Below are 25,121 nucleotides of genomic sequence, written 5' to 3' on the forward strand. Positions count from 1 at the left end.
TTTGGATGAATTGTATACAAGAATAAGTAAGTCTACAAAACATGTGTTATATCAGTATATGAAGGATCATGACATTTCATTACTAAATTATAATTTCAATTACTTTTTTCAATATTGTATTCAAAAATATCAAATTCAAGTAATTAGTCACCACTTCTCAAATCACAAGATTGAAGGATTAACTGTTATTGATGAATTAGGTATTAGTTTTTCTTATGAAAAGGATAATCCCATTGTGAAGCAAAATTTTACTCTGTGTCATGAGCTAGGACATTTTATTCTTAAACATGAAGGCACTTATTTTGCAGAATCTATTGATAATCAGGGAAGCCTACAAGAGAAAGAAGCAAATATTTTCTCTGCTATAGTATTAATGCCTGACATTGTTTTGTTGTCAAAGATTTATTATAGTTGCGACACCTTTCAACACATTCAAAATAGCCTCGATGTCTCAAAACAGGCATTGTTCTTTCGCCTTTTAGATCTTCTTAGAGAATATTATCCTGAAAAAGAAAATACCATTAGGCAGGCTATCGATGCTTATATTGATGGACAAAATGCCACACTACTCCTTTTGTTTCACAGCATCAAAGAACATATTATAAAGGAGTTTAACAACTACCAGACTTCTCTCATCAATAAAATAGAGCTATCTGTGAGCAAAAGAGGTTTTGTAACTAGTCAAGAGTATCCAGAACTTCTAGATCAAGAGAATTGGAAAACAATAAAGACTTGCCGAAAGAATTTAAAAGTATGGCTCATTTATGATAGAGGAAAATCTATAGCTTATGTTTGGGATAAAAATAAGCTAACGGACAAAGAGGCAAAACAAAAAGCTGAATTGAAACTACTATTAATGTGAGGAAAACGATGTACCAACCAGAAAAACTAAAGGCTCGTAGAAAAGAGCTAAAAATGACTCAAAAGGATATTGCAGATCAATTAGGTATTACTTACCAAGCCTATTCTGCATGGGAGCGTGGAGTAAAACAACCATCTAGAGAAAAAGTAAAGCTTTTGGAGCAGATTCTAAAAGTACCAAAAGGTTATTTTACAGAGCTTGAAATCGTCCGAATATATAATACTTTATCAGATGAAAAGAAAAATCAAGCACTTAGCTATGTTAGAAGCTTAGCTCAAAAAGAAAAATGTAAAAATGTTGTTTCGATATCAGAAAAACTATACGAATACCATGTTTACGAAAAAATATCTGCTGGTATCGGTTCATCGATTTATAACGATCAGAATTATGATACTGTTTATTTTGATGAAGAACTAGCCCATGACTTTGCTTCATGGATATCTGGAGATTCAATGGAACCTAATTATCAAAATGGTTCTGTTGCTCTCATTCGTGAGACAGGATTTGATTACGATGGTGCAGTTTATGCTGTTGTCTGCAATAGCCAGACTTATATTAAACGAGTTTATCGTGGAGATGAGGGGTTACGCTTGGTTTCTATTAATCCAAAGTATAAGGATATTTTTATTTCTTATGATGAAAACCCTCGCATAATTGGTAAAATTGTAGGTTCTTTTACCCCATTATAAATATGGGCTAAATTATAAAAAAGAGAATGACAAAAATTATTGTCATTCTCTTTTTTCTTCCTACGTCACTCGATATATTTTACGAATAATATCTTCGATCTTATTTTCGATCAATTCTAATGCCCTAGCGTTGTCTCCTTTGGAAGTCGTTCCAGATTTTTTTATTTTAACTGCTTCTTGGAAGAGAGGAAATAATTCTTGGAGTTTTTCTGGAGAAGGTACTACTATCGGAAGTTGACGAGCATCATTTATTTGGAAAGTTTGAGTATTATTTACAAAATCATCAACGTATTGGCTCATGAATTTAGTATTAATAATACTAATAATATAATATTCTGGCACCTTTGGAGATAATCCGAATAAACTCATACTTTTTACATCATAAACGCTTTTTTGTTTCGCTCGGCATTTTAAATAAGTAGTGTTAATATCGGACCAACAAAAACCTTCTTTAAAATAGAACTGAGGATTTCTAACAACTGGCATACCCGTTCCGCTTTTTCCAGAATTTTTCCTTAAAAATTCAACATTTTCTTTTGACCAATCAATAGCAAATGGAGTCTCCAAATACCATCTGTTTCCATCCTTATCCCCTTTATCATATGGAACGTAGTGATTTTTTTCAGTGGAAATTCCATTTGTTTTCTCATCATCGGTTAACGAATCAACATCAACAAGATCTTCATCATTAATAATTCGGTAAAGGTAACCTTGGCCGAAAATGTCTCTACCATACTTTTCTTTTAATAAATCAAAGAGCTCGGCGATTTGATATTCATCCAATTCATTCAATAATTGATCTGGATTCGAAAAACCATTTAAGTCGGTAGTTGGGATATTATATTTGTTTACTGCCTCTTTTAATTTTTTAGGGCGTGTCTTCAAAATATTTTCAGCCCATTTCGTTGATTTTCTAACAGCGATATATTTACCATTATTAGCAGTGGCAAGACCTTGACCACCTTCTGTCAAACATCCTAACAATGTTATGTCTCCTGGTTTAAGATTATTCCGATACTCTTCAAGAGATGTTTTATTCTGTTCAATTTTTTTACTTGTTGAAATTTTATCCCACCACTCATTGTGAAGTTGTTGAACTATCTTAGCGTATAAGTTATGAATTTTTAGGTTCAGCTCAGTTGGTTTGAAAATAACTGTATTTTGAGTATTTATATAGCTGGATTGTTCTACTTCGAAATATTTTGGCTCCAATAGATTTGTACTACCATCTATAAATTTGATAATATTATGAGGTTCAACTTTCGTTTTTCTAATAGATGTAATTGCAGTATCAACCATTGCGGACTCAAATGGATTAGCAGTATCAAAAATGTAATTTATTGTTTGAGAAAGTAATAACTCTCTTAAGTTTTTCTTTGATTGAATTGTCCAAAAAGTTTTGGATGTAATATATGCTAGACTACCTCCTTCTTTTAGCAAATTAATTCCTTTAAAGAAGAAATGGTTATAAAGATCATCTGCGAAACCAAATTCTTCTTCGAGTGATTTTTTATCTGCAGCACTCCTTTTTTTTGTTCCAACATATGGAGGATTTCCTATGACCGCATCAAATTTATGTACCCCAAACATAAAGAAACTATCAAAAAAACTTGCTGGTTTCTTTACAATAAATGGATCAAAAGACTTCAATTGCTCAGAACGGACGGATTCCCAAAGTTCTATTTTTCCTGTTGTTAACTCGTAATATTTTCTTTGCCAATTGTCTTTAGAACTTTTTACACGTGCTTTAAAATATTTTTGACGAATATCAGAAAGTTTTACATCTAAATCTTGATCGTCAAAAAGAGTTTCATCATCTTTCGATAAAGAAATTAAACTATTTGCACAAACAAACTTAAAATCCAGGTTAGGTAAAGGCTTGATATTACTTTTATCGGGTTCGTCAATAATTACTGAAAGCCAAGCTCTTAGGCGAGAAATTTCAATTGCCATCGGTTCGATATCTACTCCAAAGATGTTGTTTTCAATAATTGAAAGTTTAAGTTCGTATGCATCATAGGATTTTAGCAATCTTTCGTATGTTCTAACAAGGAGTTGAATCATTCCCATTGGGAAAGCACCAGAACCACAAGCGGGATCTAAAACCTTATAGTTATCTAATGCCTCAAGGATAGTTTTTGTTATATTTTTACTATTAACTCCCCATAAATCAGCACCAGAAGTACTTTTTCTAGCTAAAAATTCAGCATCTGAATAGTCAATTAGTAAGTCTATTCCTTGATGGAAGGACTTGTTGCCCACCTTGTTATACAAATATTCTCTTAAAGATTCTTTACAAATAAATGCTACAATATCTCTCGGTGTGTAGAAAGCTCCACTTGATTTCCTTGCACTCTGTCCAGTATCTTCATTTTGAGTAGCCAATAGATTTTCAAATACTTGTCCTAACATTTCAGGATCGACTGCAATCACTTCAAAGTCAGCACTAGATTCATCAGTAGTAAAATTGAACTCATTAAATCTATCAAAAAGATTTTTAAAATAATCTTGAGGGAAATTGATAGTTTCGTGAATAAAATCATTTTCCTTAGGTTCGAACAGACCACCATTTAAATAAGGTGTGAGGTAATCTGAATGTATTCTATCCGAAACATCAGTATTCAAAGTATTAAAAAATAGAAGCTTTATTTTCTTATCATAGTACTCAGTAGCGGATAAACCGTCAAGATCAAAGTATCCGAATTCTTCGTGAATGATATTCATTTTTCGTAAGAACCAAATGAAAAGCATTCTCCCTAAGAGTCTAGAAGAAAATTGTTTTGCGTCTTCTGAGTTCTTTCCTTGATTTTCTATTGTTTTAACAAGGTCATCAAAGAATTTTGCAATGATTGAATAGAATTGTTTATTAACCTCTTTTAATTGCAACGCATCCCATAGTTTTTTATGAATAGTCTGTTGAGGTTCGAGACTTTGACCATCCTTAATTTCTGAATCATCATAATCTACTGCGTTAAATAGATTGTGTTCAAAAATTTGTTTTTGAGTATTACTCAAATGATCATGTAACTCCATAACACGAAGTTTTTTTCTATTTGAAAGCACAATTAGGAGAGAATTAGCATCAGATGTCAGGAAAAAGTCGATTCCAATCTTGTTGCTTGGAGTTCTTGTTAAATCAGAGTCTTCCCAGTTAGATGTGAATTCTGTTGAAGCTGAAATCTTTTGTTTAGTTGCACTTTCACTAAACCAGAATAACTTACTTTCAACTACACAGTCATCCTGTTTGAAGTGTTGAAAGGCTGAACGTGCAGAATTAGATTCTGGGTGTTCACGGAACCATGTTCTTTGTTTTTGATTATGGAAAATATCCATTGGAAGAGGAGAGGGGAGATTTCCAGTATTTTGACTATTGTGTTTCAACATACTAGTCCATCTATCTTGATTTGGAAGGATCCATCTCATGATTTCATCAGCTAAATCAATTGCTATAGCAAGGGATATCCACTCGTCCTTTTCATTCGATAATTGTTTGACTAATTTGTCTATTGTATGAATGCCATTATGATTTTGCATAGAATAATACACCTTCGACTTTCTCTAATCTTTTTTCGTCCGATTCAGCTTGTAAAAGCTTAGTTAGCAAATTCTCAAAATTCTTGATTACTCGTGGTGTTAATTTACCATTTTCTTTGTTTTGTTTATTTACTTCTCGAACAATTTGTTCAAAAGTTCGTTTATCATTTGAATAACGTATTCCTTTTTCAATAATTCCGACAAGATTGTAACTTGAATCAAAATAAGTTTTTAAAATTTCAAGAGCTTGCATCCCTTGTTGCTTTATACTATAAACTGGATTAGCTGATTCAAATTGCACACTAATTTCTGTACTGCCTTTTTTGATATATTCTGATCTATCTACTGGTATTTTATCTATCATACGTTTATTATCTTGGGGAGTCGTTTGAATTTGTTTCAAAGCATCCTTTTCTTGAATGTATTTTGCTTGAAGCGAGCTGAATGGCCCTCTTTTTTCTGAGCTTTTTTCGATGCTTACGAAACCAACATCTTTTATCATTGCCCCTGTAGCAGATGTTTTCCCCTTTGCTCTATATAATCCGATGACATTATCCGGATTGTCACCATTTTCACTTGTTTTCGGAAGGTAATTCCATTTTCCATCAGGTATACTTTGAATTCTCTTAATTTCTCCATCTTCTTTGTGAGCATCAATAAATTTCCGTAATTCAGTGGAATAATTATCAACCCAATCCAATATATCTTCAGTATTTTCAAATTGTTCCATTGCTTTTGAAGCTTTGTCGATATCATCATCAAAAATATTATCAGATTCCAATATTTCATGAAATTCTATTGGATTTTCACTTTCACCTAATATACTTTGATCGTTACCAACGGTGAAGTTGATTGTTGCAATTTTGTGTTCTAGACGTCTAATTAACTTAAGATAGAATTCTAAATCCTCATGAGGCTTCATATTTGCAATTAGTATTTTTTCATAAGTTGAACCTAAACGATTAATTCGACCATTTCTTTGAATCATTCTTACAGGATTCCAATGTAAGTCATAATTTACTAAGAAACCAGCATCTTGTAGGTTTTGACCTTCTGAAAGTACATCAGTAGCAAATAGAAAATCGAGTTCATTCTGTTTCCTAATTTTTGCTTTTTTACTAATTGGAGAAAAGCGTTTAGTAATTTCTTCAACAGAGCCACTATTACCTGAAATAAACTCTGCACGTTTCGAGAAGTTAGGAATCCTGTTTTCCAGTATTTGTGGAAGGCGTTCTTTCAGATAATCAATTGTATCAGAAAAGAAACTAAAAACTAATAGTTTTTTCCCATATTTATTTTCTTCCAATCGTTCCACTATTTTATCTGCAAATGCATTTAGTTTTCTATCATGATCTTTTTTACTTAATCTTGTTAATACAGTAGTTAAGAATTTACATATTTCTTTATCTCGTTGGAGATCTTGTTTTAATTGTGGAATATTAAATAGTTTCTCATCAGCTTCTTTTCTTTCGACACCACGTTTTTTAATATCTTGTTCGTCACCTTGAGACATAGCCTCATCTAAGTCTGACAAGTATTTATCATAATCTTCGAAAGCCTTATCAATATCTTCGCCATATTCACTATCAAGAGTTGCGGCATCAGTTAGACTAACAATATATCCCCTATCCAACCATTTTTCAAACAAAGCAATTCTATCTTGATAATTCAGCACAGATCTTAGTAGGGTGGCTGTAGATGATTCCAAACGTTTTAGCCAAGTGACATGAAGCATATTGTGAACAGCAAGTTGAGTTCTTAATTGATTAGCCTTGTTTCCTTTTAGATCCAATGCACGGATTTCATTAATTGTTTTATTGTAAATATTATGAGAATAGACATCGGGTTTGTAAGGTACAAATCCCAGGAAGTTTATCACTTTAAATAAAGTTGGGATAATATTTGAAACTTCATCTTTATTAGAAAATATAGCTTCACTATTCGAGTTCACTGATAGGTCATACTTTTCAGAAATATTAATTCCTGATTGTTGTTCTTTATGAATTCCCTTATATAAATCAAGTGGGTGAGAAGTACGTTGTGTTAATTCTCCAATTAAATTTAGATTTAGAGATACAGGAGAAAGAGTTTCGAAAGTAGTATCTTGCACTTCGTCTAAGACTTGTTGGATAAATTCGTTATCCTCATTGAGAAAAGTATAGGGGAACTGTTCAATTGTTGACGTCGGAAAAGGATTACTTCGGCCATTTGTAGAATTCATTTGTTGATTTTTGACAACACCTTGTCTTGTTGATCTAACAAGATAATGCCTTATTCCGGCGATGATAGTATTTTTATGGAAATCCCAATCAAATTCTTCTCCACGCTTTTCTGCACGAGTTGCTTCTGATTGAATTCGCTTTAATGCTTCAAAAAAGTCAATATATTCAAGAGTTTTACCTTTATTACTTTTATACGGGACATTTATAGAAACTAGATCACCTTTTGCCCCTAGTTGTATTTGATTTGCAAAATCAATCAAAGAGTTATTAATAGGTGTAGCAGTAAGTAAAAGAACTCTTGATTGAGGATTTTCTTGAAATAGTTGTAAAATCTTTTGATAGCGAGTGCTTCCTTGATTTCTCAAATTGTGAGCCTCATCAACTACGAATAAGTCAATAGTATTTCGAGAGTTTTTATGATGTTTAAAGTAATCAATTTGTTCTTGTATTTTTCCAGAATCTTGTTGAGAGATCAATCTGAAATCTTTTCCCTCACGAAGATTCCATCTTTCTCCTTCTAACTCATCAATCCATTGTTGTTTAAGTGATGCTGGAGGTATTATACAAATATTGTCGTTTCCATCCTCAATATATTGTTTAATGATAGCCGCAGCTGTTATGGTCTTTCCTAGACCTACAGAGTCTGAAAGCATTGCAACACCATAACGTGACAGTTTCCGTCTTAAATCAAGTGCATTTTGATTTTGGAATGGATGAAGAATATCCTCAATATCTTTATCAAAAGGATCCACAGGCTGTAGTTCTTCTGGGAAGACCTCCATAAGAGTTTTTATATAAACATCATAAGCACCATAGGTTTTATCTCCAACCGGACTATCCACAATGATGTTACTGAACTCCCCTGTCCAATCTTCAGCATCTTTCCATAGTTCATCAAACCATACGATATGGCCATTTTGTTGTTTCTCACTGGTCGGTTTAAATTCAACAATTTGATAGTTTTCTGTAAGAAAGTTCAGCTCTGCATTTGAAGTTAACCCTGCCTTCGTGAAATTTGAAGAGCCAATAATTCCAACAGAATCAGCGTCTCCTAGTTCTCCAAATATGTAAGCTTTTGCGTGAAGCCTAGGCTCTCGATATATTTTTACCTCAAGAGTTTTGTTATCAATCAGATTTACTAGTTTCCTTGCCGTATTCCGAAGTACTTCAATTGTTTCCTGATCATCATTTTGTTTCCCATATTCTTGTAAGTCATGTCTAATATCCGCATCTGGGAAAAGGTTTTCAGGAGAATTCATATCAATATTATACTGAGTTTGAAGCCTATGAGCGATAGGCTCTTTACCAATTAATAACTTGATTTTGGAATATTGTTCAAGATCATCAATCAATTCAATAGTACCAGCTAAATCCCAATAACCTGTTGCAATTCTAAGTATTTTATAGTTAGGTGCAATTTCATTTAGTACATCAGAAAGTCTTTTTCTTGAATTATCAATAAATTGGGGATATGCCATATCAATCTTCCTATTTCGTATTTGTTCAATAAAATTTTTTATTACCCTTATTTTAACATTTTAGATGGCGTTGTACCAAGTTTATAATAATATAAAATTTCGAAGACTAAATTATCACTGGTTGGCAAATTTTTATTTTTTCTATTAAAGGATTTAACTTTCCCGATAATAGCCTCTGTTCAAAGATTATTGACAGTATCTCTTAGATTATAAACAATATTACACCTACTGCTATTATTAAGCAATACATTGAGAACTGGACATCAAAATTTGTATAGTTCCACTACATCCATTGACCATGAAATAACTCATTTGTTGCTAATGGAACTTAGAATAAGATAGAAAATAATTCTAATCTATTAATATTTTCTTGATAGAAATATATTGCAATATGTAGTAAAAAATGATATTCTAGTAAAGGTATCAGAAGATACCTCCTATGATTTTAATTTAGAGATACTCTAAGCTTTTATAATATCTTAGTAGTTTCGAATTTGTAGTGTACCATTGGTACCTTAAGAGAGCCGTTAAGGTTCTCTTTTTTGTAACTTTAATTTTCAATTCTGCTAAAAAGTCTGAAAGGTATTAATTAGTAATTTTTTATAAAAAACTCTGAAAAAGCCTTTACTACTGCTTAATCTATGATATAATGAATCGATTATGAAAAGTTCATTTTGTAGGGAAGGCCTCTAAAATGAATACTCTAAGAAGAGTTTTGAAAGGGAGCAAACATAGTATGTATGATTTTAATAGAAAATTACTTACAGGTTGGGCTATATCTATTTTTGTAGTTGTTATAATGGTTTTCGCTATATTCGACACTGGTAGCAAGTTGACGGATAATTTAGATCGTGAGAGACAACTGGAGAAAAAACAAAATAATCCATTTGGTTATCAGGATAATGAGGTTATAGAGAAAATCATTGTCGATAAAGGGACCAACGTATATAACATCGACCAAATTTTAGAAGATAAAGATGAGATGAAAAGCTATTATATTGTTGTATGGAGAGACAATAGTGGGTTGAAAATGTATCAAAAAGTTAGCAGTACTTACTTTGAAAAAGTAAATCCAGGAGATACTTGGGATGGTAAAACAACAACATCAGAAGAGGAAAATGAAGGTGACTACAGTTCAACCCATTATGGTTATGACGAATGGTAGAATTGAGATCAAACCTTCCTAAATGATGATGTTTCTTAAGTCGATTATGAAAAAGGAGCTAGAAATTTGAATATGAGTAAAGAGAATAAATTTATTCTAATCGGACTGATCTCTACAATTTTATTAGGTATTATTCTTGTGTTTCCCTTGATAAATACGTTGAAAAAAAACGCAGCTGTCAAAGAACGGATTGAATACCTAGAAAAGAGACAAACAAAGCCTAGTTATAAGGATGGAGAAGTCATTGAAATTGCGGATTTAAATTTAGATGGTGACTATAAAGTAGTTTACTGGGATGAATTTGAAGATGCTAAAGTTTATGAATCTATATTTCAACACATGTGGCCAAAGGTTGGGGAGATTTATAAATGATCATAAACTTTAGCAACAATATTTATTTTTTGTGATTAAAATATTTTAAAATAGAAATTTTTTTTGAAAATAAATTCCTATTATTGACCAAAATTAATAAATGTTTTTAAAATACATCCTCCCTATCCAAATATAGATAGGGTTTTTTATTGTTCATCACACGTTCTAAACATTCTATGCTAGATTGAAGATGAAATGCACAATATTGTCTATCTTCGTCATTTTTAGAATTCAATAATTCGTCGAGATGTCTTTTAATATGCCAAATGGCTCTTTTAATATTTTCTTCTTTTATATTATTCATGAATCAATTATATTATAAAGTACTGTATAATTTTTTGATTTAACTATTTGGTAAGAAATATAAACTATTTGGTACAAGTTGATAAGTCCAAAATAGAGAAATCATCTATAATGCACTAAAATACACCTATTCAGTAAAATAGGTGTATACGATGTTATTTGTAACCAAATTCTTTGAGAGCTTTCTCATAGGCACTGCTCCCCTTTAAGTAGTAGTCGTGTTTCATTCCACTAATATCAACAGAAAATACCCCATCTTTAAACGAATATTCTTCTGTCCTTTTTGCAATATCTTGTCCAGTTAACTCAATGGTTTTCTTTTGTTTATCAATCTTAAAGTTATTGGCCTCTCCATGTTCAATGGAACCTTTATCACCTTTTATAGTGAATGCTAGCTCGTTTCTTTCACTTGATACCCAATAATATTCTCCATCCAAGGACTGTTGATTGCTATTAGAACATGCAATTAACATCACTGCCATTATTGAAAGTAGCAAAACACTTATAAATTTTTTCATTTCCTCCACCTCCTTTTGTAATATTATTTTACCAAAATAATATTACAAAATTATGTCATGTCTGTTATAATAGAAATTTCAAAAAATGTCTATTATAATGGCAAATATGCATTATTTGGTGATGTTAGCTTGTATATTATATAAGGTACAAGAACTCTTGCATTAAATACCCACTAAAAACTTACTAGTATTTACCAGAATAAAGAAGAAATTGAAATCCTATATTTCTTGATATAAAGCGACTCTAAAAGATTTAGTTTCACCTTAATTTGTCAGTGACCTTTAAAAGTTTTTTAATCTATATACTTACTTCCTAAAATCATAGATTATAACATTACTTTATAGTTAAAAACACCTTGAAAGTTAGAAAAAAATCTAACTTTCAAGGTGCTGATCAATTAAGGTATATTGTTAATAAGAGAACCTCCAGAATCAAATGTGTATGAAATACCGTCTATTATTAAAGTTTTATTTGATGCAAATGCACCACCATCATTTGGATCTGCATAAGATCTTAATCCGTTTAAATCAAGCCAGCCTGTTTTCAATTCGCAAGTAACTGGATCAAAATTATAAAGTTTCCCATCTATAGTATAAGTATAACCACAATATGCCCCTTCTGATGTAAGGTAATACTTCTTCCCATCTATGTCTTGCCAACCTAACAGTCGTTCTCCACTTTCTGGGTCATAATAATACCATTTTTTAACATCAGATTGTCGGGATATCCAACCTGTTTTCATATCGGCATTAACTGGATCGAAATAATATTCTTTTCCACCTATATTATTGAATCCTTTTAATGCATGATTATGAACAGAATAGTCTGCAAAGTAATACCATTTACCATCTATCTGTTGCCACCCCTTTAATGCGGCTCCACTTACTGGATCGTAATAAGACCAATCTGTACCATTAAGACCTGGTGTAGATATCCAACCTGTTTTCATATCACCATTAACAGGATCAAAATAATATTTTTTTTCATCAATAATCTGCTTACCTCTAGCTATCCAATATGAATACAAGTAATACCATTTACCATCTATCTGTTGCCACCCCTTTAATCGGGCTCCACTCACTGGATCAAAATAAGACCAGTCTTTGAATAGTCTACCATTAGGCTCCCTATACTCCTCTAAATACCAGCCGGTTATCATATAACCTCTTTCATCAAATCTATAAACATTTTTGTCAATATAAGCTAATGTATCTTTATAATAAGATCCATTATTTGTTGAATACCACCAGCCAATATTATCTTGATGCCAATCAGCCTTAACTTGAGATGATAGAGCTAAAAGCAATATTACTAATACACCACCTAACAAAAGCTTAGTTATTTTTTTCATTTTTTTCCTCCTTATATCACCAGATGTATACGCTTTCATTGTAGCATCTTTATTACTTTAAATCAAATAATGTGTGGATAGAGTGAGGTCGTAATCACCAAATAAAATATAAAGTCTGTCACTGTACGTTTTTAAATAAAATAAGAGAAAATGTCATCTGGAAGAGAACTCAAAAGCTAGTTTTAAAAATAACGTTCCCTACGTACTTAGAAATTATCAAAAGTTTAGCAACTAGTTTTATCAAAGACTAGCTATAAGTAAGGATCTAAATGAAGCTTCTTAACTACCAAATAACTCACTCTGATTGTATAATGTAATTCTTTTTCATAGTTAAAAACACCTCAAAAGTTAGAAAAAATTGACTTTTGAGGTGTTGACCAGTTAAGGCGCATTATTTGATAAGAATGCTATTGTAATCGAATGTGTATGAAATACCATCTATAACTAAAGTTTTATTTGTTGCAAGTGCCCCACCATCGTTAGGATCTGCATAATATTTGTTTCCCAACGCCTCAATCCAGCCTATCTTCAATTCATAAGTATCTGGATCAAAATAATACATTTTTCCATCTATTTTTTTATGCCGTTTCAATGCCCCATTCCAACCAAAGTAATACCTTTTCCCATCTATTTCTTGCCAACCTTCTACTTTGGCTCCACTTACAGGGTCGAAATACAACTTTTCTGTCCCATAATTGTATTGTTTAGATACCCATCCTGTTTGCATATCACAATTAATCGGGTCGAAATAATAATCTTTTCCATCTATACTCCAGAAACCAGTTACTGCATGATAATATTTAGGAAAGTAATACCATTTACCATCTATGTTTTGCCAACCTTCTACTTTGGCTCCACTTTCAGGGTCGAAATAATTCCAAATTGTATTTGAATTTTGTTGTTCGGATAGCCAACCCGTTTTCATATCACCATTAACAGGATCAAAATAATAATATTTCCCATCTATGTCTTGATTACCCATAAGTGCCCCGTCTTTAGTAAGGTAATACCACTTTCCATCTATATTTTGCCAGCCCAGTTTTTTATCACCATTTACTGGATCAAAATAAGACCAGTTTTTGATAATCCCATAATTACTATCATTACGCTCCCATATTAGCTGCCAGCCGGTCATCATATAACCTCTGTCATCAAATTTATACCACTTCTCGTTAATCTTAGCTTCCGTGTTTTTATAATAAGAACCATCATTTAGTGAATACCACCAACCAACATTATCTTGATGCCAATCAGCCTTAACTTGAGATACTGGAGTTAAAAACAATATTACTAATGCACCACCTAGCAAAAACTTAGTTGTTTTTTTCATTTTCATTTCCTCCTTACGTTTTGTATACGCTTTCATTGTAGCATGTTTATTACTCTAAATCAAATGATGTGTGAATATAAGGAGGCCTTTATCAATGTATTCAAGGGGAAACAAAAAAATTTGCACAATTTGCTTATAATAAAAGAGACGCTTAGGCCTCTACTTATTTTCTTCAAAAACACTGTCAATGTCCATTTACTGTCCAATATAGTGTAATACATCTAAAAATTGTTAATTATGTCGAAGACTAAATCCTTTAAAATCAATATTTCTATGTATAACAAGACTTAAAGAATCTTAAATTAAGTCTTGCATATTCATCATAGCAATAACATTCCTTCCAAATTGTGAAATTTACAGTTCATTATACCATTTTTTAGACGCTTGGAAAAGCCTAGGTGAGGGAACTCTGACATCATGCCTGCTGTTTCAGGCAATTTCATGAAGAGAGAAAAGAGTTTTGAAATCTGTGGGCCTCATCTTCCCTTAAAAGCCAGAATGTTCTTTCAAATACTCCTCTTCTTCCTTGGTCGAAGGCCGTCCTAAGATGGCATTCCGATGTGGATAACGCCCAAATTGTTGAAGAATGTCCATGTGCATCTTCTCATACTTCAAACGCTTTTCTAAGCCCGGTTGATCAAATAGGCGCAGAGCTTCTTCATGAATGGTTAAAGATTCCGAATGCATAAAGGGCATGTAGAAAAAGCCTCTTTGTACAACTGGTAATTCTTGAGCTTGTGTTAGGCCTTCTTGGGCCAAGACCAAGGCCAGGGAATCTGTCGCAAAAGCTTGGGCAGTCCCTCGAAAAATATTGCGAGGAATTTGGTCCAAGAGCAAAATCTCTGCTAAACGCCCTTCTGCCGTAGCCCGCCAGTGAAACAATTCCCCACGACTGGCCTTCCAATAAAGTTCCTCAAAGCGCTCCCGCATTTCTTGATCCAGTGCTTCTGATTTTTTGAACCAATCCTCTGGCTTCAACTCTTCGAACCAGAACCTTATCACTTCCTTCATTGCTTAACCTGCCATAATTTTTTCTTTTGTTTTTTCATCCAATGCATCATTCATCCGGCCGTACTTATATCCAGCCAAATCCAAGGCTACATAGGTAAATCCGATTTTTTTCATGTAGTCATTGATCTTGTCATGCAGTTGGATGGCTTTAAGCAGATGGTCTTCTTCCACTTCGATGCGCGCCAAGTCTCCATGCACACGCACACGGACTTGCTCAAAGCCAAGTCCTACAAGGAACTCTTCCCCTTCAAAAACCCGTTGTACATTTTCTGAAGTGATTTTCACTCCGTATGGGAAGCGTGAGGCAACGCTACAAGATGGCACCTTATTCCAATTGGAGACCCCTCTTTCCTTGGCCAATTGACGAATTTCTGTCTTATAGAGGCCGGCTTCTTGCAAGACACTGCGGACACCCGCTTCGTCCCGAGCCTTGATACCAGGGCGAAAATCGTCGATATCATCCATAATATTGCCGTCTACCAATTGCTTAAAGCCCAGTTCTGTAACTGAATCCTTAATAGTTTGGTACATCAATTGTTTGGTGTAATACCAAATATTGGGCGTATTGGCAGCAATCCGTGGATCACTCAATTCTCTCATTTCCAGTCCAAGCACAGGTGCTCCTAGCTGATCGGCCAAGTCGAGCGCTAGATCGAATTCTTCATTTGAAAACATCTCAGAGTTCACGACGGCCGCAATAACATTGTCAGGTCCCAAGGTATCCAAGGCCACCTTCAAGAGATAAGAGCTGTCAATCCCACCTGAATAGGTAACGGCTACTTTTCCGATTTCCCGCAAAATATCTTGTAATTTTTCTTCTTTTTCTTTTCTGATTTGTGCTTCTGTTGCCATGTTAGAATGTTTCCCTTCCAATAAATTCTTCAATTCGTTCGATGTCCAAAATAACGATCTTTTGCTGTCGAATGTCTAAAACTCCCTCCCGCTTTAATTCGTTCAGTATGCGGTTGACACTGTTTCGGGTTGAGATCCCACAAAAACCAGCAATATCTTCATTGGTAATATTAAAATCAATCAAGATACCATCGTCCTGCTCTACCCCAAACAAACTGCACAGCTTTTGTAGGTGAAAACAAACTGCGCCTTTTTTCCCATTCATCATCATGTACTGCTGGGATTCCATACTCTCAGACAGTTTATTGCGATAATAATCCCGTACGTAATCTTGCAGTTCCTTTTTCTCTTTGACAAAGGTCCAGAACTTGACCCGAGGAATCCGGTAAAAACTAGCCTCAGCTGTCTCGACGCGCACGTTAAAAGGCGAGTCCGTATAATTGGATACCTCATCCCGTAACAAGGATACAATATCGGTCGCTTTTAAATAGGAAAAGTTAAATTCTCGACCATCACGCATGATGACACTGGTCTTGACAACCCCTTCTTTTAAAATATAGATATAGTCCTCTTTAATCCCGCGATAAGAGAGGTAGCTGTGGTATTTTTTCTTGATAATGGGCGTTCGCCTCTCTTCCAAGAATTTCACTAAAAATGCTGAATCCACGCGCGTTTTTCCTCCTGTTTTGGCTCTTCATAGAAGTCACACTAATGATACACCTGTTCAAAACGAACGACGTTAACATTTGTTGACATCAATTGGTGCACACCTCTTTTTAAAAAGAATTATACTATAAGTATCAGTATTAATAAAGGAGATCGCAAATAATGGTAGAAATTAAATTACCGTACGACAAAAAATCGATTGTTGCAAAGATTCCAGATGAAAACTTTGCAGGATTGTTAGAGTCTAAGGCGGAAAACTTCCATAACCCACTGTCTGAAGAAGAAACTGTTGAACGTTCAATGGACAACCCTATCGGCAGCCCTACTTTGGAAGAACTTGCTAAAGGCAAAAAAGACATCGTGTTGATCAGTTCTGACCACACTCGTCCCGTTCCTTCTCACATCATCACTCCAATCATTTTGCGTCGTATTCGCTCAGTTAACCCTGATGCACGCGTGCGTATCTTGGTTGCTACTGGTTTCCACCGTCCTTCAACTCGTGAAGAATTGATCAATAAATACGGCCAAGAAATCGTTGACAATGAAGAAATCGTTATGCACATTTCAACAAACGACGATGACATGGTGAAAATCGGTCAACTTCCTTCAGGTGGTGATTGTATCATCAATAAGATCGCTGCTGAAGCTGACTTGTTGATAGCAGAAGGATTCATCGAATCTCACTTCTTTGCTGGTTTCTCAGGTGGACGTAAATCAGTCCTTCCAGGTATCGCATCATACAAAACTATCATGGCGAACCACTCAGGTGACTTCATCAATTCTGATAAGGCACGTACTGGTAACCTTGACCACAACCCAATCCACGAAGATATGCTTTACGCTGCTCGCACTGCAAACTTGGCCTTCATCGTCAACGTTGTATTGGACGGCGAAAAACACATCATCGGATCTTTCGCTGGGGACATGGTTGAAGCCCACAAAGTTGGTTGTGACTTCGTTGCAGACTTGGCACGTGTGTCTAAGATCGAAAGCGACATCACAATTTCAACAAACGGTGGTTTCCCACTTGACCAAAACATCTACCAAGCTGTTAAAGGGATGACTGCAGCCGAAGCTTCTAACAAAGAAGGCGGAACAATCATCATGGTAGCTGGATGTGCAGACGGTCACGGTGGAGAAGGTTTCTATCGCAACCTTGCTGACGTAGAAGATCCAAAAGAATTCTTGGAACAAGCCATCAATACACCTCGTTTAGAGACTGTCCCAGACCAATGGACTTCTCAAATCTTGGCACGTATTTTGGTACACCACCATGTTATCTTTGTATCTGACCTTGTAGATCCTGAATTGATCAAAGGTATGCATATGGAACTTGCAACTTCATTTGACGAAGCGCTTGAAAAAGCCTTTGCTCGTGAAGGAAAAGATGCTAAAGTAACTGTTATCCGCGACGGACTTTCTGTCGTTGTTGAATAGAATCAAACATGGATTTTCAACCCAATCTAGAACAAACACTCCGTTCTTTGCAAGCGGGCCATCTCTCCGTTGAGGATGCGCTGGAGCAAATCAACGGGGTTAAAGAGCTAGGGTATGCAGCAATTGATACTGACCGGCAACGTCGCAACGGCTTCCCTGAAGTCGTATACGGCGAAGGAAAGACAGTTGAGCAAATTGAAGGAATCCTGCAATTTCTTTCACAGAAAGAATTGCCGATCCTCACAACAAGAGTCTCTCTCCAAAAGGGAGAGGCTCTTTCTCAGCGCTTTCCGACTGGCCACTATTATCCGGAAGCCCGCTGCTTCGTTCTCAACTCTAAAAAGGAAGAAGCCGATCCTGAACACTACATTGCGGTCGTCACAGCAGGGACAAGTGATGTTCCTGTTGCAGAAGAAGCTGCAGTCACTGCAGAAACCTTTGGCCATTCGGTTCGCCGAATCTATGATGTGGGAGTCGCCGGCATCCATCGCCTCTTCAATCGCTTAGAAGAGATCCAAAAAGCCAGTGTGATCATCGTGATTGCCGGTATGGAAGGAGCTCTTGTTAGTGTTGTAGGAGGTCTTGTGGATGTTCCCGTTATTGCCGTTCCGACCAGCATTGGATACGGAAGCAACCTTCAAGGGCTAACAACCTTGATGAGTATGTTGACCTCTTGCGCTTCTGGCGTAACGGTCGTCAACATTGATAACGGATTTGGTGCAGCTTATTCAGCATGTATGATCAATCGACTCAACCACAATCGAAAGGAAAACTGATGACCAGTCTATTTTTAGAACCTTTTTCTGGAATAAGTGGCGATATGCTCAATGGTCTTCTTGTGGACCTTGGGGCAGATGTCGAGCTTCTTCACACAGAACTCGAGAAACTGGGAGTGGATGGTTTCCACCTCCACGTTCATCGCGTCGCAAAGAGCGCAATTTGGGGAACTGATTTTGATGTTCACCTTCACCACGGGGAGAAAGATACGGGGATTGAAGGTGATTTTGATCACGATCATGAACATCATCACGATCATGAACACCATCACGATCACGAACATCATCATCACCATTCCCACGCGGATGCTCGCAGTTATGCGGATATCCACGATCTGATTGCCGCTTCACAGTTGAGTCCTTTTGTGAAAGAAAAGAGTCTTGAAGTCTTTCTTGATATCGCAAAGGCCGAAGCAGCTGTGCATAACATGCCTGTCGAACAGATTCATTTCCATGAAATTGGTGCAATTGACTCCATCGTCGATATCGTTAGCTTTTTCATCCTAGTGGAATCGCTCGGTATCGATACAGTTTACTCTACTCCTCTCACTGAGGGAAGTGGGACTATTTCAGTTGCCCATGGAGAAATGCCTGTTCCGGTTCCCGCTGTGATGCAGTTGAGAAAAGGAACGACTATTCCGATTACTCAAGACTTCACAGTTAAAACGGAGTTGATTACTCCGACAGGGTTAGCCCTCCTTAAAGCATTGTCACCAATCTTTGAACCAATCCCCTCTCACCTTTCCATCGAAAGTGTGGGCTATGGATTTGGTAAAAGAGAGACTGGAAAATTCAATGCTTTACGCGGTTCGCTATTGAAAGAAGACACCTCTCACAGCACCACTGTTGTTCATCGCACGGAAGATCAAATTATTGAGATCACCACTACGATCGATGATCAAACACCAGAGCAACTCGGTTATATTATCCACCGTTTCCTGGACGCTGGAGCTTTAGATGTCTACTATCGTAGCGTCGTTATGAAAAAGAATCGCCCTGGCTTTGAATTGATTCTCTTGATTCAAGGAAGTCAGTTGGAAGATTTTTCAGCCCTCTTGTTCAAAGAAACCAGTACCATTGGTTTTCGATACCAACAAGTCGACCGAAAGGTCATGCAACGTCGATTTGAACAAATCGATACGGAATTTGGACCCGTTACGGTAAAAATTAACCAGTACGGATCTACCACTAAAAAAACACTTGAATACGAAGACTGTCAGCGTATTGCTACGGAGATGCAGTTGCCGATTCAAGAAGTTTATCACCAATTACAAAAATACATTTATTAATTTAGGAGACATTAATTAACATGACACATCAATTACTTGCAGAAGTTATGAGTACAGCTTTGATGATTATCTTCGGGGTTGGCGTACACTGTGACGACGTTTTGAAGAAAACAAAATATGCTGGAACTGGACACTTATTCGCGATCACTACATGGGCATTCGGTATCACTGTCTGCTTGTTCGTCTTTGGTGGCGTTTCAATGAACCCTGCTATGGCTTTGCTGAAAGTCCTTCTTGGTAAATTGACAATCGCTCAATTCTTCCCAATTGCAATCGCTGAAATGATCGGTGCCTTCCTTGGTGCAGTCATTGCTTACTTTATGTACGCAGACCACTTCAAGATTTCTGAAGGTCAAATTGATGGTGTTGCTATCCGTAACATCTTCTCAACTAACCCTAACTGCCGTAACCTTCCACGTAACTACTTCGTCGAAGCGTTCGCAACATTTATCTTCTTGACATCTATCATGGCTGCTGAACACGCCAACGAAGCAATGCTTCCATTCACTGTTGGTTTGATCGTTTGGGCTATCGGTATGGGTCTTGGTGGTACTACAGGTTTCGCGATGAACCAAGCGCGTGACCTTGGACCTCGTTTCGCTTACCAAATCTTGCCAATCAAAGATAAAGTAAACAACGACTGGCAATATGGTCTTCTTGTACCAGGTACTGCTCCATTTGTTGGTGCTGTCCTTGCCTTCTTCTTCATCCGTTACTTCCTTGGAATCATGTAATAAGTTGATCGAAGAATCATTCAAAAGCAAGCATCGAAGGGTGCTTGTTTTTTTGATTCCTTCATTTTCCGAAGCCGTCCATAAAATGATATAATGGACAAAGCAAATCATGAAAGAAACAAAAGAAGGAAGAACGACATGACTCATTTTCACACCATTGTCATCGGTGGTGGCCCAGCAGGTATGATGGCGACCATTGCCAGCGCCTCTTATGGCCAACCTACGCTACTGATCGAAAAAAATAAAAAGCTGGGTAAGAAACTTGCTGGTACCGGAGGAGGCCGCTGTAATGTCACGAACAACGGGACCTTAGACGATTTGATGGCCGGTATCCCTGGAAATGGCCGTTTCCTTTACAGTGTGTTTTCCCAATTTGATAATCATGATATCATCCAATTTTTCACCGATAATGGGGTAAAGCTAAAAGTCGAAGACCATGGTCGGGTCTTTCCTGTTAGTGATCAATCTCGCACCATTATTCAAGCTTTAGAAAATAAGATCCTTGAGCTAGGTGCTAGTATTGCCACCAACTGTGAAGTGGTCTCTGTCACCAAGCCAGAAGACGTCTTCATCATCAAATCAGCTGAAAACACTTGGACAGCCGATAAGCTGATCGTTACGACTGGAGGCAAATCCTACCCTTCTACCGGCTCTACTGGTTACGGACACGAAATCGCCCGCCACTTCAAACATAGCATTACGGATCTAGAAGCGGCAGAAAGTCCTCTTTTGACAGATTTTCCACACAAGGCCCTCCAAGGGATCTCTCTGACAGATGTGACCCTCAGCTACGGCAAACACATCATCACACACGACCTTCTCTTTACCCATTTTGGACTCTCTGGTCCTGCAGCCCTTCGGATGTCTAGCTTTGTTAAAGGTGGGGAAATCTTATCTCTGGACCTCCTTCCGACTACCTCTTCTCAAGAGTTAAAAGACTTTCTAGAAGAGCATCGAGAAAAGGCCATTAAAAATAGCCTCAAAGCCCTGCTTCCTGAACGCCTAGCTGATTTCTTGGCGCAAGGATTCCCTGAAAAAGCCAAGCAACTCACTCCTCCTCAGACAGAAGAGCTCATTCAAAAGATCAAAGAGCTGCCCATCCCCGTCACTGGGAAGATGTCACTAGCCAAGTCCTTTGTGACCAAGGGTGGTGTCAGCCTCAAAGAAATCAATCCTAAAACCCTAGAAAGCAAGCTCGTTCCTGGACTCCACTTTGCAGGAGAAGTCCTCGATATCAATGCCCATACAGGCGGTTTTAATATTACAGCCGCCCTCTGTACCGGTTGGGTAGCAGGGAGCCTTCATTATTAAAAAAAACGAACTCGATTTTCCATCGAGTTCGTCTTTTTATTGTTCTTTGGTTAATGAAAAACGGAAATCATTGTATTTGGTGTAGTCAAATTCTGTATTGACAGGCGCTGTGAAAACAATCGGGGTATAGTGTCCTTCTTCTAAGACAAAACCTGGCTCCAGTCGGAAGTTGGCTACACCTAGCCCTGTGATCCCAGGAAGCAAGGCATCAGCTCCATCCAATCCTTCTGACTCCCAATAGTAGATATTGCCTGTTGCTTTTACTGCTCTTGCTGTATAGGTAGCTGTCCGAGTTGGTTCGCTATCATTTTTGAAGCTAACCACTGTTGTCACATCTCCATTGGCATCCACTGTCATTTTAATCGCATCCGCTTGTGGGCTAGATCCTACCCAAGTTCCCACCAGTTCTGCAGGGACAGTAGCTTGCGTCGTAGTAGACGCATTGTCAGTCTTACTAGAGTCTTTTGCAGCTGTCGCGCTACTGGCTTGAGTCGAAGAGCTAGCTGTATCGTTTGCCTGAGAGGAAGATGCCGCACTCTTTTTGCTATTACTTTTGGCTTTTTTCTCTACCTTGCTGGTAGATGCTTTTTCGGATGAGGAAGCTGTTTTTTTATCCTTAGCACCACAACCACCGAGAGCTAGACCAAGTGAAGCAGCCACCAGAACAGCGGCACTCCAACGGAAGATTGATTTTTTCATACGATCACCTCTTTATCTTTCTGACTTCCATTATACTCCAATTGTTACAAAAATCAAGTTTTTTGTAACAATTGTAATTTTTTTGTAACATATTTTTCCATTTAAAACACCAATCGCAATAGGGCGATCAAGACAATTCCAAACAAAACGGTTCCCATAAGGTTTTTGTAACGAAAGGCGACAAAGAGACTGGGAATGGTCACTACTAGGTCCAACCAGTGAAACTGCGGGAGGCTTCCAATTTTTCCATCTACTAAGCTTGATAAAACCAAGGCAAAGATAATGGAAATGGGCAGGTATTTGAGAAAGCGGGTCACAGGAGCCGGCAGTCCCTTGTATTTGACTAAGAGGAAGGGCAAGATCCGAGGAATCCAGGTAACGAGGGCTGAGGCCAGAATGGCCATGAAGATATAACTATTCACGCGCATCACAGACCACCCCCACAAAACAGCCGATCAAGGTCGCAGCTAACACTGCTAGAGGTTGCGAAACAAAAAAGAGTAAGAGAAAGAAACTCACTGCTACTGCTAACAGCACCATGAGCATGGTCTTGGTCTTTTCTGTTAGTTGCATTCCTTGAAACTGGGCTGCAAAAATCCCAATAAACATAGCCACTAAGGCAAAATCAAGCCCAAAAGCCTTTGGATCAGGTAGGAGAGATCCCAGAGCTGTTCCGATAACCGTCGCACTGATCCAAGCCACATAGCCTACTAGATTGTTCCCATGCATCCAAGGAACTGTAATGGTATCCGTCTTTAACTTCTCACTCAAGTAGACCCCATAACTCTCATCGGTCAGGAGACTTCCAATCCCAATGGTATGAGCAAGGCTCGCATCCTTAAAATCCGTGGACGTATGCAGACTCATCAACATATTCCGGAGATTGATCAAACACACCGTCAAGGCCATATTCAGAATCGAAGAGTGGGCCGCAATCAGAGAGAGCATCGCAAACTGAGCTGCCCCAGCATAGACCAAGACACTCATCAAGGCCATCTCCAAAGGAGAAAGATAGGGAGACGCCACCACACCGCAAGCTAGGCCAATACTGATATAGCCCAAAGCAGTCGGTAGCGCGTCCCTCACCCCCTGCCAAAAATCTTTTTCCACTCTCTCACTCCTTTCTGAATCATTGACCTCTATTATAACACAAGAAAAAAAGTTGAAAAGGGACCAATGAGAGAGAATGGATAAGCCTCGATATATTTCTATCTCTCCCCTAATGATTCACTTTTAAATCCGACATCTCTAATGACATCTTTTCTTCTTGTGTCATGCTCTCGACAATTTGTTTTTGCTCGCTGGATATTGGCAAGATCAAAATCGTAGCAGATTGATCCGGCAATGCTCCACTGTCACTAATTTTATAGCCAATCCGTTGATGTTGATAAATGAATTGCCCATCATATTTCCAATTTAATGAAAAGTCAAAATCCTTATCAATTTGAAATCCAGCTTTGTTAATCAATAGAAAAACGGCATATTCTTGTTGATTAGATGAGAAAGTTGCTCCAGTATAGTTGATCGATAGGCTTCCTTTATTTCCAAGTTCTGGATGTTCCTTGGTTAATTTCTTCCCTAATTCAATTACATTTGATTCTTTTCCTTCATACTGTGGTCCCACCACAAACTGCAAGCCTTTTTCATTTTTAATAGTTGAAGACTCTTTTGAAATCTGCTCCGTTTTGCTCTGCGAAGAATCTTTTGATTCCTGTCGAGACTGGACGCATGCTGTTAATGATAGAAGCGCTACTAACAAAACGATCGTTTTTTCATCATTTCTACTCCTTTTTCTTGTCCATTTCATTCTAGTTACTTTTTTCGATGACTATCTCTTCTACACTATCAAACTGTAAATTCCCTGTTTTAGCTCCTAAAAGAACTGGAACTTTACCAAATTCAAAGGTCAATAGAAAAGCCGTAAGAATACCGCCTATCACCAAAAAGATCCCCTCTTGTCCATTATTGTTGAATAAATACATGGCTAAACAGGCCAGTAAGACAACATTTAATAGATGGGCATCAAAAATTTGCTTTCTTTCTGGTATCGGCTTGAAAGTCACCCTGTATCTCTTCCTCGCTGTAGGAAATAGATTCTTAACTTTTTTACGAGCCTTTGCTATAGAAAATCGAAAGAACGCAAAAGATATAAGCATGGCAACCATGAATAAGACCATCTTTAGAAAAATTTGCTGACTAATATCATACTCACTGAATAGATTTTGTAAGAGTCTATAAACCACTCCAACAAATGGCTGGACTATAATGGCTGCTGTCCCTCCTTTTATTTTATTGATGGGTGTGCCTGGAATTTCAACTTTTTTATTTACTTCCATCATCTCAACAGTGATAGCTTCCGTTGGCATCCCCCAATAATAGAGCTTAGGCTTCATGGTACTAGCATCTAACAGAAATTTTTTGCCATTGTACTCTACCAGTTGGTGACAGAAAATACTTGTTTCTTTATATTCTAACATCCTATTTACTTCCTACATGCTTTCAACATAGCGTCCTAGACGGT

At 36.9% G+C, this 25,121-nt stretch carries 22 protein-coding genes; 9 read left to right on the forward strand and 13 right to left on the reverse strand.

The window, feature by feature from the left end:
- The first annotated feature begins 1 nt into the window (after window position 1).
- A complete protein-coding gene (locus WKT08_RS06590; protein ID WP_195326987.1) occupies window positions 2-862 on the forward strand; it encodes an ImmA/IrrE family metallo-endopeptidase in 861 nt (286 codons plus the stop codon).
- Window positions 863-870: 8 nt separating this feature from the next.
- Entirely contained in the window at window positions 871-1,551 is a 681-nt protein-coding gene (locus WKT08_RS06595) for an XRE family transcriptional regulator (RefSeq protein ID WP_195326988.1), read from the forward strand.
- 60 nt (window positions 1,552-1,611) lie between these two features.
- Here WKT08_RS06595 and WKT08_RS06600 read toward each other — a convergent pair whose 3' ends face one another.
- Window positions 1,612-5,085 (reverse strand): Eco57I restriction-modification methylase domain-containing protein, encoded by a 3,474-nt coding sequence (locus WKT08_RS06600; RefSeq protein WP_195326989.1) that lies wholly within the window; start codon window positions 5,083-5,085, stop codon window positions 1,612-1,614.
- Complete coding sequence (locus WKT08_RS06605; RefSeq protein WP_195326990.1) at window positions 5,072-8,785, reverse strand: SNF2-related protein; 3,714 nt, start codon at window positions 8,783-8,785, stop codon at window positions 5,072-5,074. Before WKT08_RS06605 ends, WKT08_RS06600 begins: the two co-directional genes overlap by 14 nt.
- 736 nt (window positions 8,786-9,521) lie before the next feature.
- Here WKT08_RS06605 and WKT08_RS06610 point away from each other — a divergent pair.
- Both WKT08_RS06610 and WKT08_RS06615 read left to right on the forward strand, forming a co-directional pair.
- On the forward strand, window positions 9,522-9,950 hold the full coding sequence (locus WKT08_RS06610) for a hypothetical protein (protein WP_195326991.1): 429 nt from the start codon (window positions 9,522-9,524) through the stop codon (window positions 9,948-9,950).
- A gap of 72 nt (window positions 9,951-10,022) precedes the next feature.
- The gene (locus WKT08_RS06615) at window positions 10,023-10,322 is read left to right on the forward strand and encodes a hypothetical protein (protein ID WP_195326992.1); all 300 of its coding nucleotides are present in this window, start codon (window positions 10,023-10,025) and stop codon (window positions 10,320-10,322) included.
- Between the two features lie 458 nt (window positions 10,323-10,780).
- Here the strand turns inward: WKT08_RS06615 and WKT08_RS06620 are convergent, their stop codons facing one another.
- The 6 genes from WKT08_RS06620 to WKT08_RS06645 form a co-directional block, all read right to left on the reverse strand.
- Complete coding sequence (locus tag WKT08_RS06620) at window positions 10,781-11,143, reverse strand: hypothetical protein (RefSeq protein ID WP_195326993.1); 363 nt, start codon at window positions 11,141-11,143, stop codon at window positions 10,781-10,783.
- A gap of 398 nt (window positions 11,144-11,541) precedes the next feature.
- Window positions 11,542-12,495: an N-acetylmuramoyl-L-alanine amidase family protein gene (locus tag WKT08_RS06625; protein ID WP_195326994.1), complete on the reverse strand. Its 954-nt coding sequence runs from the start codon at window positions 12,493-12,495 to the stop codon at window positions 11,542-11,544.
- A gap of 391 nt (window positions 12,496-12,886) precedes the next feature.
- Window positions 12,887-13,825: a cell wall-binding protein gene (locus tag WKT08_RS06630; protein ID WP_195326995.1), complete on the reverse strand. Its 939-nt coding sequence runs from the start codon at window positions 13,823-13,825 to the stop codon at window positions 12,887-12,889.
- 486 nt (window positions 13,826-14,311) lie between these two features.
- Window positions 14,312-14,836 carry a DUF924 family protein gene (locus WKT08_RS06635; RefSeq protein WP_049471959.1) on the reverse strand — a complete coding sequence of 175 codons (525 nt, stop codon included), beginning with the start codon at window positions 14,834-14,836 and terminating at the stop codon, window positions 14,312-14,314.
- Between the two features lie 3 nt (window positions 14,837-14,839).
- On the reverse strand, window positions 14,840-15,688 hold the full coding sequence (larE, locus tag WKT08_RS06640) for an ATP-dependent sacrificial sulfur transferase LarE (RefSeq protein ID WP_070665645.1): 849 nt from the start codon (window positions 15,686-15,688) through the stop codon (window positions 14,840-14,842).
- A 1-nt stretch (window position 15,689) separates the two neighbouring features.
- The gene (locus WKT08_RS06645; RefSeq protein ID WP_070594487.1) at window positions 15,690-16,355 is read right to left on the reverse strand and encodes a Crp/Fnr family transcriptional regulator; all 666 of its coding nucleotides are present in this window, start codon (window positions 16,353-16,355) and stop codon (window positions 15,690-15,692) included.
- A 161-nt stretch (window positions 16,356-16,516) separates the two neighbouring features.
- Between WKT08_RS06645 and larA the strand changes: the two genes are divergently transcribed.
- From larA to WKT08_RS06670, 5 genes are all read left to right on the forward strand, one after another.
- Entirely contained in the window at window positions 16,517-17,791 is a 1,275-nt protein-coding gene (larA, locus tag WKT08_RS06650; RefSeq protein WP_049489292.1) for a nickel-dependent lactate racemase, read from the forward strand.
- 8 nt (window positions 17,792-17,799) lie between these two features.
- Complete coding sequence (gene larB / locus WKT08_RS06655) at window positions 17,800-18,567, forward strand: nickel pincer cofactor biosynthesis protein LarB (RefSeq protein WP_023919185.1); 768 nt, start codon at window positions 17,800-17,802, stop codon at window positions 18,565-18,567.
- On the forward strand, window positions 18,567-19,856 hold the full coding sequence (gene larC / locus WKT08_RS06660; RefSeq protein WP_340280952.1) for a nickel pincer cofactor biosynthesis protein LarC: 1,290 nt from the start codon (window positions 18,567-18,569) through the stop codon (window positions 19,854-19,856). The genes larB and larC overlap by 1 nt, the downstream gene beginning before the upstream one ends.
- A 20-nt stretch (window positions 19,857-19,876) precedes the next feature.
- Window positions 19,877-20,590: a D/L-lactic acid transporter LarD gene (gene larD / locus WKT08_RS06665; protein WP_049489294.1), complete on the forward strand. Its 714-nt coding sequence runs from the start codon at window positions 19,877-19,879 to the stop codon at window positions 20,588-20,590.
- Between the two features lie 138 nt (window positions 20,591-20,728).
- Window positions 20,729-21,901 (forward strand): BaiN/RdsA family NAD(P)/FAD-dependent oxidoreductase, encoded by a 1,173-nt coding sequence (locus tag WKT08_RS06670; RefSeq protein WP_340280956.1) that lies wholly within the window; start codon window positions 20,729-20,731, stop codon window positions 21,899-21,901.
- Between the two features lie 36 nt (window positions 21,902-21,937).
- On the opposite strand, the gene WKT08_RS06675 is transcribed toward WKT08_RS06670, so the two are convergent.
- The 5 genes from WKT08_RS06675 to WKT08_RS06695 all read right to left on the reverse strand — a co-directional run bounded on the left by WKT08_RS06675 (window position 21,938) and on the right by WKT08_RS06695 (window position 25,077).
- On the reverse strand, window positions 21,938-22,600 hold the full coding sequence (locus WKT08_RS06675) for a hypothetical protein (protein ID WP_070665650.1): 663 nt from the start codon (window positions 22,598-22,600) through the stop codon (window positions 21,938-21,940).
- Window positions 22,601-22,701: 101 nt separating this feature from the next.
- Window positions 22,702-23,028, reverse strand: coding sequence for an AzlD domain-containing protein (locus tag WKT08_RS06680; RefSeq protein ID WP_023919193.1), 327 nt, complete (start codon window positions 23,026-23,028; stop codon window positions 22,702-22,704).
- Entirely contained in the window at window positions 23,015-23,710 is a 696-nt protein-coding gene (locus WKT08_RS06685; protein ID WP_023919195.1) for an AzlC family ABC transporter permease, read from the reverse strand. Before WKT08_RS06685 ends, WKT08_RS06680 begins: the two co-directional genes overlap by 14 nt.
- A 109-nt stretch (window positions 23,711-23,819) precedes the next feature.
- Window positions 23,820-24,407, reverse strand: a complete 588-nt coding sequence (locus WKT08_RS06690) for a hypothetical protein (protein WP_340280960.1) — start codon at window positions 24,405-24,407, stop codon at window positions 23,820-23,822.
- A gap of 1 nt (window position 24,408) precedes the next feature.
- On the reverse strand, window positions 24,409-25,077 hold the full coding sequence (locus WKT08_RS06695) for a DUF443 domain-containing protein (RefSeq protein ID WP_023919199.1): 669 nt from the start codon (window positions 25,075-25,077) through the stop codon (window positions 24,409-24,411).
- Window positions 25,078-25,121: the final 44 nt, after the last annotated feature.

Source organism: Streptococcus sp. HCA-5024 (assembly GCF_037890265.1).
GTDB classification, from domain to species: Bacteria; Bacillota; Bacilli; order Lactobacillales; family Streptococcaceae; genus Streptococcus; species Streptococcus lingualis.